This is a genomic window from Kordia jejudonensis (assembly GCF_001005315.1).
Classification (GTDB): Bacteria; Bacteroidota; Bacteroidia; order Flavobacteriales; family Flavobacteriaceae; genus Kordia; species Kordia jejudonensis.
The window spans coordinates 1-14,089 of sequence record NZ_LBMG01000062.1; the positions used below are offsets into that span (position 1 = coordinate 1).

At 36.6% G+C, this 14,089-nt stretch carries 3 protein-coding genes; all 3 read left to right on the plus strand.

The window, feature by feature from the left end; all coding sequences use genetic code 11:
- Nucleotides 1-155: 155 nt before the first annotated feature.
- From AA089_RS20740 to AA089_RS20750, 3 genes are read left to right on the plus strand one after another with little or no spacing between them, the layout of a single operon-like run.
- Nucleotides 156-11,705, plus strand: coding sequence for a non-ribosomal peptide synthetase (locus AA089_RS20740; RefSeq protein ID WP_262495039.1), 11,550 nt, complete (start codon nt 156-158; stop codon nt 11,703-11,705).
- A 51-nt stretch (nt 11,706-11,756) separates the two neighbouring features.
- Complete coding sequence (locus AA089_RS20745; RefSeq protein ID WP_046758930.1) at nt 11,757-13,412, plus strand: MBL fold metallo-hydrolase; 1,656 nt, start codon at nt 11,757-11,759, stop codon at nt 13,410-13,412.
- Between the two features lie 21 nt (nt 13,413-13,433).
- A complete protein-coding gene (locus AA089_RS20750) occupies nt 13,434-14,069 on the plus strand; it encodes a 4'-phosphopantetheinyl transferase family protein (protein ID WP_046758931.1) in 636 nt (211 codons plus the stop codon).
- Nucleotides 14,070-14,089: the final 20 nt, after the last annotated feature.

Here is a 14,089-nt window from a genome sequence, read left to right on the forward strand (position 1 = left end):
TTGCAAGTTTTTACCAAGCGCCAACCATTGCAAGTTTAGTCACGCTGATAGAAAGTGACCACAAAGAAGATCAAACATCGGTATATCTAGCTATTGAAAAAGAAATAGAAGAAACGGCGTTATCAGTTCGCAACAGTCATCCAAATCAAGAAACGATCGAAAATGTCTATCCAATGAGTGACATTCAAGTCGGAATGGTGTTGACAAGTGAACTCATGCGTTTGGATGGCGAATTAGGAATTTACCACGATCAAATGGTGTCACAAATCGGAAAGGTAGACATCACTTTGATGGAAAAAGCATTGGCATTACTCATCAAAAAACATGAAGTATTGCGTACTTCTTTCCATTTGTACGACTACATACAACCTGTACAAATTGTCCACAAAGACATCACTTTCAGTATCAACAAACATAATCTGCTGACAAAAACTTCGGAAGCGAAAGAAGCATATATCAATGAGTTTTTACGCAAAGAACGCGAAGAAAACGTATTTGATGTCACAACAGCGCCGTTATGGCGAGTAGATTTCTTTAACATAGGTGTTTCGGATGCCATGTTTGTATTTCAATTTCATCATGCGATTATGGACGGTTGGTCCGACAAAAGTTTCCGTTCGGAATTGATGGAAACTTATTTTGCACTTCAAGAAAATGAAAAGTACACACCAACATCGCTTGCCATAAGTACCAAAGACAGTGTGATTTCTGACTTGATGGAAGTCAAAAATGAAGACAATAGAAAGTATTGGAAAACAACGCTCACAGGATATAAAAGACTCAATATTTTAATGGATGAACGTTACTATCGTCAAACCAATAAAGTATATGAAGATGCATTTTTGGAAAAAATAATAGCAAAATGCAAACAAGATCAAATTGCGCCTAAAAGTCTATTCTTTGCAGGCTATTTATATGCATTGCGTTTATTTTCTCTCGAAAAAGATCTTACGGTTGGTACTGTGGCAAACCGCAGACCAATTGCCGAAGATGGCGATAAATTATTGGGTTGTTTCCTAAATACGGTACCATTTAGATATACGGTTGATACGAAAAACCAAACCTGGGAAACGTATGTAAAATCAGTAGCAAACGCGTATCAAAAACAGCAAGGAAGAGATCGTTTTTCATTACTAGAAATTGCAAAACTGCATCAAGAAAGCGCGGAAGGAAATCCGTTCTTTGATGTATTATTCAATTATGTAGATTTTTATGTTGTTGACAAATTGATCGATAGTGAAGCTTTTGAAAATCATATTGCTACAACCGAAATTGACAATTTAGCCGTGAGCGGATTTGAAAGAACGAATACGTTTTTAGATTTTACGGCAAATCTGACCAACAAGCAATTGATCATCACGACGAATCAAACAAAACGATTCAAATCGGGACATACCGTTGATGATTTGTTGGTATATTTTGATAATTTTTTACAGAACTATGTACACAATGCTACAAATACGATAGATACACGTGACATTTTACCCAAAAATGAACAACATGAATTGTTAGCAGTTTTTAATGACACCACTGTAGCGTATGACGAAACTCAAACAATTATTGATCTTTTTGAAGCACAAGTAAAACGTACACCAAATGCGACTGCGGTTGTTTTTCAAGATAAAAAAGTAAGCTATCAGGAATTAGATGCAACATCAAATCAATTCGCTAGGTATCTACATAAAAAAGGAGTTACGGAAGGAACTTTAGTGCCAATTTCTATGGAACGTTCTACAGAATTTGTCATGGGTGTTTTAGGAATTTTAAAAGCTGGAGCAGCATATGTGCCAATTGATCCTTCGTATCCAAAAGCGCGTATTGAGTTCATCCTAAACGATATAGCGGCAACTTTAGTACTTACGCAAAACTCACTTCAGCGTCTTTTCTCGGGAACGAACATACCACAAGAAAAAATATACCTAGATCATTTTGAATTATTTGAAAATGAACCAAATACAGCAGTAAATACTGAAATTTCGCCAAGTTCATTAGCCTATATTATCTATACTTCTGGAACTACAGGAGTGCCAAAAGGTGTAAAAATAACACACGCTAACGTACACAATTTAGTAGCTTGGCATCAACGTGCATACGAACTCACGAACGAAAGCAACGCATTGCTCTATTCAGGAATTAGTTTTGATGCTTCCGTGTGGGAATTATTTCCATACTTACTTTCTGGCGGAAGTATATTTCCAATAGCAGAAGAAGTACGGTTAGATGTTGATTTTATTACTAATTTTATACAGACAAACGCTATTACACATGCGTATTTGCCAACTGCTTTTTATGCAAGTATGCAAACAGCAGAAACTCCGTTACAAGACGTCAAGTTGTTGTTAGGTGGAGAAGCGTTAAAAATGACCGAACTTCCTGAAAATGTTGAAATTTACAACAATTATGGACCGACAGAAAATACGGTTGTCGCAACATATCACAAGGTAGAAACGCTCTCAGATTCAATTCCGATAGGAAAACCAATTGACAATACACAAGCGTACATTTTAAATGAAAACTTGCAATTGGTGCCCAAAGGCGTACATGGCGAATTGTGCCTTTCAGGGAAAAGTCTCTCTAGTGGTTATTTGCATAGAGATGAACTTACCGCAGAAAAATTTGTAGCACATCCATTCAAAGAAAATGAACGTGTTTACAAAACGGGAGACATTGCAAAATGGTTGCCAAACGGCAAAATTGAATTTGTAGGACGACAAGACAATCAACTACAAATTCGTGGATATCGTGTCGAATTGGGCGAAATTGAAACGGCACTCACACAACTTGAAACCATTACACAATCGGTTGTGATTGCAGCCAAAGATGTTACTGAAAACAATCAGTTGATAGCATATTTTACCAGTGAATCTGTAGTGGATATTGCTGAAATTCAATCAAAACTAGCGGAAAAACTGCCTTCGTATATGATTCCGAAATTGTATATGCAACTAGACGAATTTCCACTGACTGCGAATGGAAAAATAGATCGTAACAACTTACCCGAACTAGACAAAAGTGCTTATAAAACCAATACCTATGTTGCACCAACTACCCAACAAGAAAAACAATTGGTTGCCATTTGGGAAGAATTACTAAATCTAGAACACATAGGAATTCAAGATGATTTCTTTGAACTTGGCGGACATTCGTTGCTTGCCATTCGATTGAGTTCACATGTAAAAGCAACATTTGGCGTGGTTGTTAGTGTCCGCGATATATTTACGACACCGACCATAAAGCAATTAGTTACAACTATTGCGAATGCTACGTTGTCCAATGTGCCAAAAATTAGTGTGCAAGAACGTCCAAAATACATTCCATTATCCTATGCACAAGAACGATTGTGGTTTGTAGACAAACTGCAAGGAAGCAACACATTTCACATTCCAGGTGTTTTGCGACTCAATGGAGAATTGAACATAACACTCTTCAAAAAAACCATGAAAACTTTGGTGCAACGTCACGAAGCATTGCGCACGGTTTTCAAAGAACACAATGGTGTTGGCTACCAACAAATCATAGATGAGGACGCCTATGAAGTTGCTTACATTTCAGAAATTACCAACGAAGCATCACTTTCAAATGTGATTGATGGCATCATTTCAAAACCATTTGACTTGGCCCACGATTTTATGTTGCGTACTGCAATTATAAAAGAATCAGAAGACAATCATATCTTAGTATTAGTTGCGCATCACATTGCTTCCGATGGTTGGTCACTTCCCATTTTAGTAAAAGAAATTGAAATAATATACCAGAGTTTGCTCAACGGCGAAGCAATTCCGTTGGCTCCGCTTCCTGTACAATATGCAGACTATAGTATTTGGCAGCGACACTATTTATCAGGAGAAGTTTTAGAAACGAAACTTGCCTATTGGTTAAATAAACTAAAAGGTGCTGCAATACTAGAATTACCAACCGATTTTTCAAGACCTGAAATACAATCGCTTGAAGGGAGAATGTATCGTTTTACACTAGAAAAAAGCATATTAGACGATTTAAACACGTTCTCCAAAGAAAATGGCACGACACTTTTTATGACTTTGTTAAGTATCTACAAAGTGTTACTATACAAATATTCAGGTCAAGTAGATATCAGTGTCGGAACGCCCATTGCAAACCGTGAACAGCTTGAAATATCACAGCTCATAGGTTTCTTTGTCAACAACATTGTCTTAAGAGATACCTTTACAAGCGAAACACGTTTCAACGATTTAGTTGCACAAGTAAAACAAACTTGTTTGGACGCATATTCGCATCAAGATGTACCGTTTGAGCGTATTGTAGATCATTTAGGAATCGAAAGAGATCAAAGTAGAAGTACACTTTTTCAAACCGAATTCATACTGCAAAACAACGAAGAAGTTTCTGAGATGAACTTGGGCGAAAGTCAATTAGAAATGTTGCAAACAGAACACAAAAGTTCTCAGTTCGACATTTTAATGAATGCCACAGAAACGCCATTTGGTTTAGCTATCGGATTTGAATATGCTACGGCTTTATTCAAAAAGGAGACCATTATGCAAATGGCAGTACATTTTGAGCAACTCATACATGCGGTATTAAAAGATGCAAATCAGCCAATAAGTGCCTTAGAAATGCTAACCGCTGATGAAAAAGTGGAACTGCTCGAAACGTTTAATAATACAACGGTTACCTATGAAAAACAGCAAACAGTTGTTGACTTATTTGAAGCACAAGCAATTCGTGTTCCAAATGCAACGGCTGTAATTTCTGAAAATAAAAGGCTCACCTACAAAGAGTTGAATGAAAAGGCAAATCAATTTGCACGTCATTTACGCAAGGAATACAACATTCAAGCGAATGATTTGGTTGGCGTGATGATGAATCGTTCGGAATGGGCAATAATTTCTATTCTAGGAATTTTAAAATCGGGTGCGGCATATGTGCCAATTGATATAGAATTTCCTGAATCGCGCAAGCAATTTATAGTAGAAGAATCTGGCTTAAAAGTACTGGTCATCAATTCAGATAGTTTATTTGATGTGTTAGAATTTAATACAAAAATTATCTCCATTGATATTGAATTTGACAGTTTTCCTGATGATGAAGAAGGCAAAACAAACCTGATTAAAAACAGTTCTTTTTCAGACTTAGCATACATTATTTACACATCTGGATCTACAGGAAACCCGAAAGGTGTTATGGTCATGCATGAAAACTTTGCCAATATGGTTGTAGATCATAGCAACCGTTTTGACATTACAGAAAAAGATGCCGTTTCACAATTTACATCGTTCTCTTTTGATGTATCAGCAAGTGAAATATTCATGAGTTTAATTTCTGGTTCAAGCTTGGTCATGTTGAGTAAATCACGCATTGAAGATGGCGAATCATTTGTGTCATATCTCCAAGAAAAAAATGTAACTATTGCACACATTCCACCTTCATACTTAATTAGTCTACATGTTGAAAAATTAGCATTTATAAAAGTCTTAGTCGTTGGAGGAGAAGCTGCAAACTTAGATGTAGTGTATACATGTGCAAAAAACAGTGAAGTATACAATGCTTACGGACCAACAGAATGTACGGTATGTTCATCAATTTATAAAGTTGATGTAGACAATCAATCGTACACACAATTACCAATAGGAACTCCAATTTCGAACACCCAAATTTACATTTTGGATCAAGAATTACAATTAGTACCCAAAGGTGTCATAGGCGAATTGTGCATTGCAGGAACAGGAGTCACCAAAGGATATTTAAATCAACCTGAATTAACCGCAGAAAAATTTATACCAAATCCATTCAAAACCAACGAACTTTTATACAAAACGGGCGATTTGGCAAAATGGAGCGCAGACGGAACTATTGAATTTATAGGACGAAAAGATTACCAAGTAAAAATAAGAGGTTACCGTATAGAACTTGGCGAAATAGAAGCTGCATTAGAAGAAGTAGCAGGCGTACAACAAGCCGCAGTACTTGCGCGTGAAAATGACGCAGGAATCAAAGAATTGATAGCGTACGTAACTTTGGAAGCAGCACAGGAAGTAGGAAACTTAAAAGACATGTTGCACCATCGATTACCAGAATATATGGTGCCAAAAGTATATGTAAAACTTGAATCATTTCCATTAACAGCAAGTAGTAAAATAGACCGAAAAGCGTTACCAGATCCAGAAGCTTCCGCATACCAAACACAGGATTATGTTGCGCCAACGACAGCAGAAGAAATAAAATTGGCAGCAATATTACAAGAACTGCTTGGTGTGAAAAAAGTAGGAATTCACGATAACTTCTTCGAGCTTGGCGGACATTCAGTACTTGCCATCCGATTGGTATCGCATATACAATCAAAATTTAGAGTAGCATTTAATGTAAAAGACGTATTTGCAACGCCAACTGTTGCAGCATTAGCCATTACTATACGTGAAGGAAAAGCATCAGAAGTTCCACCAATACTAGCAAAAGAACGCCCAAAATACATTCCACTATCATTTGCGCAAGAGCGTTTATGGTTTATTGATGCATTACAAGGAAGTGTAGCTTATCATATGCCTGAAGTAATGCGCATCAAAGGTGGACTAGACATAGAAATCTTGTCACAAGCACTAAAAGCATTGGTACAACGACATGAATCACTGCGAACAGTCGTTAAAGAACACGAAGGAATCGGATATCAACACATCATTGATAGCGAATATTTTGAAATTGCATATCATGATACATTGCCTGAAAATATAGATGAATTTATAGCTGCTGAAACGGCAACACCATTTGATCTTTCGGAAGATTATATGTTGCGGGTTACGGTTGTAAAAGAAGATGCAAACAATCATATTCTCATATTTGTATTGCACCATATTGCTTCCGATGGTTGGTCTATTCCTTTATTTGTGAATGAATTAGAAGCGAATTATGAACGTTTATTAAAAGGCGAAACACTTGCAATAACCGAATTGCCAATTCAATATGCAGATTACAGTATTTGGCAACGAGAATACCTTTCTGGAGAAGTTTTACAAAACAAAATGGCATACTGGAAAAATAAGCTTGAAGGAGCAAAACCGCTTGAACTTCCAGCAGATTTTACACGTCCGGCATTGCAATCTTTAGATGGAAACATGCATCAATTTATGATTGATGGCACATTGCAACAAAAACTAAAAGAACTATCGCAAGAAAATGGTGCGACAGTATTTATGACGTTGTTGAGCATTTACAAAATTTTACTTTACCGTTACACAGGAAATACAGACATCAGTGTTGGATCGCCAATTGCAAACAGAGAACAAGCAGAAATTGCCGAACTCATTGGTTTCTTTATCAATACATTGGTATTGCGTGACGAATTCGAAAGCGATACGCCTTTTGCTGTCTTGCTAGAACAAGTAAAACAAACCTGTTTAGAAGCTTATTCGCATCAAGACATTCCTTTTGAATTTATTGTAGATCATTTAGAAATAGAACGCGATCAAAGTCGAAGTCCATTATTTCAAACCTTATTTGCGCTGCAAAACAACGAAGAAGTTACGGGAATGAATTTAGGCGAAAGCAAGCTTGAAATGATGCAACAAGAATTTACAACATCAAAATTCGACTTGAGCTTTAATGCAGTAGAAACTAACAATGGAATCGCGTGTTCCATTACCTACACAACAGCTTTATTCAAAAAGGAAACCATTCAACGAATGGCTGAACACTTTGTACAATTAATTCACAGTGTGTTAGATGATATTGATCAACCAATAGACAGTTTGCAATTATTGACCGCAACTGAAAATGAACAACTTGTTGCACACTTTGGGAATGCAAAAACGAAGGCTAGCAAAAAAGGAAATTTGGTACACGCATTTGAATCACAAGTAGAGAAAACACCGACGGCTACAGCAATTATTTTTGAAGGAAACCAATTAACCTATCAAGAATTAGATGCCAAAGCGAATCAAGTAGCAAACTGTTTACTTTCCCACGGAATTACCACAGAAACACTTGTACCAATTTGTGTAAATCCTTCGTTTGAAACGCTTATCGGAATTTTAGGAATCTTAAAAGCGGGCGCAGCGTATGTGCCAGTAGATAGTTCGTATCCTGCGGCGAGAATTTCATATATTCTAAACGATACAAAAGCAAGCGTACTGTTGAGTAGTTCCAACGTTGAATTGCCAGAAATAACAAAAACGGCTGTAGAAATTATTCAAATAGATCAACTTTCTGAGACAATTTCTACCGAAAAACCACAAATAGACATTTCGCCAAAACAATTGGCATACATCATTTACACTTCAGGAACCACGGGAAATCCAAAAGGTGTGATGATTGAGCATCATTCTATCCACAATCATTTGGATTATATTGGCGATTATTACCAATTAACAGACGAAGACACGTTTGTATTATTTTCAAACACAACTTTTGATGCTTCCATCGAACAATTGTTCTTGCCAATACTACGCGGTTGCACATTACACATTGTAAGCAAAACGTTAGTATTTGATGCAGATCATTTTGTTCAATATATAAATGAACACAACATCAGTCATTTACACGCTACACCTAGTTTCTTGAATTTACTTGCCATAGAAAAACTAACGACGGTTAAAAGAATCATTTCAGGAGGAGAAGCATGTGCTTTGCAATTGGTAAAAAGATGTGTGGCTGTTGCAGATTTTTACAACAAATACGGTCCGACAGAAACTACCATTGCAGCGACAGTTTATCATGCAAATCGTGAAACTGAGTTGACAAATGCCATTCCAATTGGAACGTCTATCTCTAACAGAACACTATATATTTTAGATAAAAACTTACGCAATGTCCCTGTTGGAATTGTGGGCGAATTGTACATCGGTGGAAGTGAAGTTGCCAGAGGTTATCTAAATAGACCAGACTTAACTGCCGAAAAATTCATAGAAAGTCCATTCGTAAAAGGCGAAAGACTCTACAAAACAGGCGATTCTGTACGATGGTTGGCAGATGGAAATGTAGCATTTATTGGACGACAAGATCATCAAGTGAAAATAAGAGGTTATCGTATAGAACTTGGCGAAATTGAAACTGCGATCAATCAACTAGCAGGTATAAAATCCGCACTTGTTACTGTACTAGAAAATGGTGCTTCAAAACAATTAATAGGATACGTAATTGCAGACGAATCAGTAAAAACGGAATATATACAAGCGCAATTACAAGAAAAATTGCCAACCTATATGGTGCCAGCTGCCATCATAAAACTGGATGAATTTCCACTGACAACCAACGGAAAAATAGATCGAAACAAATTACCTGTTCCAACATTAGATACATCAGCAGATAAAAAATATGTGGCGCCAACAACACCAACAGAAATTGGATTGGTAAACGTATGGCAAGAGTTGCTAAACATAGAAAAAATTGGAATTCATGATAACTTCTTCGAACTCGGAGGCGATTCTATCATGGCGATTCAATTGGTAAGTAGAAGTAAAACAGCAGGTTATAATTACAATGTCCGCGATATTTTTAGTCATCAAACAATTGCAAAAATTTCAGGACATTTAAAAAGTAACATTCCTATACTACAAGAATTGGGAACGTTGACAGGAGAAGTACCATTGCATCCAATTCAAAAAGAATTCTTTACCAAAAAGTATGAAGCTTTCAATCATTACAATCAATCGGTACTACTCAAAATAGCCAAAAAAGTGCCAAAAGCACTCGTAGAAGTAGCATTACAGCAGCTCGTTTCACATCACGATGCGTTGCGATTTACATATGCAAAAAATGAGCATGAAGTATTTCCTACGCAAAGCTATTCGGAACAATTGCCAAATTTACATGCGGAAACAGTTGCATCATTAACTGAAATCAATGACATATGTGAAAAGTACCAAGCAAGTTTAGCTATTTTCAAAGGCGAATTGTTAAAAGCAGTATTCATTACAACACCTGAAACTGAAGCTGAAAACAGATGCTTTATTACCATACATCATCTTGCAATTGATGGTGTTTCATGGCGAATTCTCTTAGAAGATTTAACCAACACCTTAGAAAATCTACAACGTGGAACAACATTTACACTACCAGAAAAAGGAACTTCGTATCGTCAGTGGACAGAAAAGTTAACCGAATACACAACATCTGAAACGTTAACTGCCGAATTTGAGTATTGGAGAAATATCGTAGCAAACTACGCAGAGGTTCCTGTAGACAATACTTATGATGAATTGATAAGTTTCCAAGAAGTAAACGAATACAGTGTCCGATTGGATGCAGCGCTCACAAAACAATTGCTGCAAAATGTACATCAAGCCTATCAAACAGAAATCAATGACATCTTATTAAGTGCATTGGCATTAACCTGTAAAAATTGGATGGAAACTTCGCATGTAGTCATAGCGCTCGAAGGACACGGACGCGAAGAACTATTTGACGCGCTAGACATCAACAGAACAGTTGGTTGGTTTACAAGTATCTATCCTGTGAGTTTGGCAATTCCAAGTTTAGATACGGATTATAAAAACCTTATCAATTCCACAAAAGTGTCGCTCAGAAACATTCCAAATAAAGGAATTGGTTTCGGAATATTACGTCATTTATCCGATGATGAACAGGTGAAAAATACACTAGCCGCATTCAAAAAAGAAATCATATTCAACTATTTAGGAAACTTTGAAAACAGTTTTAACACCGCAGAAACAAAAGAACGTCTTATTGGTTTTGCAAGCGAATCTAGCGGAACGAACATTGGTACAGCAAACAAACATGCTAACAAATTGGTCATTAACAGTTTAATTCAGGAAGGTTGTTTGCAGCTCAATTGGAGTTATGATAGCAAACGTTACAATGCCGCTACGATTGAAAAACTTGCCAATACCTATATCAGCTCGTTAGAAAAGCTAATTTCACATTGCAATCACTTGGAAAATCAAGAAGACAAACACCTTGTAGTATTTCAACAAAAAGGTCTAAAAGCGCCACTATTTATGATTCCGCCATTAGGAGGAACGAGTTTTGTGTTGGAAAACTTTGCGAGTCAATTTACAGCCGAACGTCCAATATACGGTGTAGAAATGGAAGGAATTTTTGAAGGAGAAGCCGTATTGACAACCATGGAAGCTATTGCCGCTAAAAATATTGCTCGTATAAAAACCGTACAGCCAACAGGACCTTACATTATGGCAGGCTACTCGTTTGGTGGAAGTGTGGTATATGAAATGGCAAAACAGTTAGAACGTGAAGGCGAAGAAGTTGTTGGAATATTGCTCGATCAGGCGGCATATGTAAAAGATGATGAAGCGATGTCGCAAACAGATATTACGAAAACTGCGATCAATGGAATTAGCGAAGCCATCAAAGAAACAGCGCAGGAAGACAAATTGCCAAAAGGTTGGGAAGACGATTTGGCTGCCAAACTAGATACGAAAGACGCCAACAAATCGTGGCAAATGATTATGGAATACATGGAAAAAAATCATATCGTGTTGCCAAGTAACATAAATGCGATGGGAAGAATTTTCAAGCTATTTATTGCCAATATCAGTTTGGATTACAAGGTCACAGGAAACATTAAAAACATGATTTTGGTCAAAAGTGAACGTGAAGTTTCGGAAGATTCAGACTTCTTGCGTTGGGATCATTTCAACCAGCACGTACATATGATTCACGCCAAAGGAAATCATCACACGATGCTTCAAGAAGCCAACGGAAAAGAACTTGCAAGCAAAATTCAATCTACAGTAAACACAATACTTACAAAATAGAATTATTCAATTCAAAACAGAAACATCAACTATAATTTAAATTAACATAAAATGAAAAACACATCTGAAAACATCAATGATCATGATGAAGTTTATGTTGTTCCAAATTTAGCAGTAGAAACCTTAGTAGAAGGTTGGTATGCATGGTCGCACCTTATCAGTCCTGCAACAGCTGCTTTAAACATTAAAAACAGACATTTAAAAATCATTGATTCGTACATTCAAAACCCACGAATTCATGCAGCAGCCGTAAAAACGCCAAAAATGCTTGGAGGTCCATTTATTGATTATGATGGAAAACGTGTTGACGAAATACAAGAATTGCGTGACAATACGATAAAAAACTGCGCCGTTCACTTAGAACTGTGTGACGCCATTGCAGAACTCAATGAAATGTTAGCCAACGAAGCAACAGGCTATTCACTTGAACCGTTATATGAAAAAGTGCCAGAATCGTTGCGCGGAATGGTAGAGTTGATTTATGACCTTAACAACAATCCTTCGTTCCGATTTTTTGAACCTTTATTATACGCGTCAAAATTTTATGACGAATCTATTCAATCCGTAAATCTATTCTGTATTGAAGATGATGATTCGCGTTCGTTTGTACTAAGTACGCCGCGTTTGCCAGATCCGAAAGTACTAAACTTCAAAATTCCATTGCGTTCTACAGTTATTGACGAATTATTCAAAGCCGAACGTACGTCAAGAGCGTATGGAGAATTAAAACAATTGTTCAATATTACGGACGAGCAAGAACCATTATTTCAAACTTTTTTCACAAAAGAAGCACCCAAACAATACGAGCCATATGAAGGAAATGGCGTATTAACACGTTACTTTGGGCACGCATCCATACTTGCCGAAACAAAAAATACAAGTGTATTGGTAGATCCTGTCATTAGCTACGGATATGACTCAGATATTTCTCGCTACACGTATGCAGACTTGCCAGAAGAAATTGATTATGTACTCATCACACACAATCATCAAGATCATATTCTCTTTGAAACACTATTGAGAATTCGACACAAGATCAAAAAAATCATCGTACCAAAAAGTAATGGAGGCGGATTGCAAGATCCAAATATCAAACTGATGTTAGAAAAAATTGGGTTTAACAATATCATTGAAATTGGAGAACTTGAAACCTTACATTTCCAAGACTGTACCATTACCGGAATTCCTTTCTTGGGCGAACACTCTGACTTAGATGTACGTAGTAAACTTTGTCATATGGTCAACTTTGTAGACAATTACAAAATGTTGTTTGTGGCAGATTCATGTAACATAGAACCAAGACTTTACAGTAGAATTCAAGAATTATACGGCAATGTTGATGTATTATTTGCAGGAATGGAATGTGAAGGCGCACCATTATCATGGTTATACGGTCCGTTACTTCCAAACACTATTGACAGAAGCAAAGACCAAACGAGAAGACTTTCAGGATCTGACTACGATGAATGTAAATCGTTGATCGATATATTTAGTCCAAAACACGTATTTATTTATGCAATGGGAATGGAACCTTGGTTAAAATATATCAGTTCTATCAAATATACAGACGAATCGTTCCCAATCATTGAATCGAATCGAATATTAGAACACTGCAAAAATATTGGAGTTGATGCAGAACGTTTGTATGGAGAAAAAACATTAGAATACAAAGTAGGAGGAAAGCTAGAAGTCGTTTCTGCGGAATAATCATACATACAATACGGTACAATGATTCATATTCTTTGGTGCAAAATTGATACGACTCAAAACTTCCAAACGTATCTTAAAAAAATACCGAAACCGTTTCAAGACAATATCTTACGATACCGAAGAGCAGAAGACCAATGGTTGAAACTCTTAGGAAAGTTACTATTGTTAAAAGGAATGGAATTGCTTGGACATGCTGATGTCAATCTAAATACGTTGCAATACACAAAGTACAAACGACCGTATTTGAAACAAAAGCCAGATTTTAATATTTCACATTCTGGTACGCATGTAATGTGTGCTTTTTCTACTCAAAATGCAATTGGTGTTGATATAGAAAAAATAAACACGATTGACATTAACGATTTCAAAAATGTTCTTTCTCACAAAGAATGGTTGCACATCAATCAGGCTGATGACACATTGAAGCAATTCTATTCGTATTGGACAGCAAAAGAAAGTCTATTAAAAGCTGATGGTAGAGGTATTACTGTCGAATTGGACAAAGTACACATTAACACAACACATGGAACCTTTGAAAACAAACAATGGTTTCTTCAAAAAATTGATTTCAATCCAGCGTATGCAGTACACATAGCGTCTGATGCGCTAATTGAAAACATACACTTACACGAAATAAATATTAACCATTTATAAATATGCTAAAGCAAAAAAAG

Bases quoted from the DNA above. Each gene is read 5' to 3' on its own strand.
- AA089_RS20745 (WP_046758930.1), top strand. From the start codon at position 11,757: ATGAAAAACACATCTGAAAACATCAATGATCATGATGAAGTTTATGTT.
- AA089_RS20750 (WP_046758931.1), top strand. From the start codon at position 13,434: ATGATTCATATTCTTTGGTGCAAAATTGATACGACTCAAAACTTCCAA.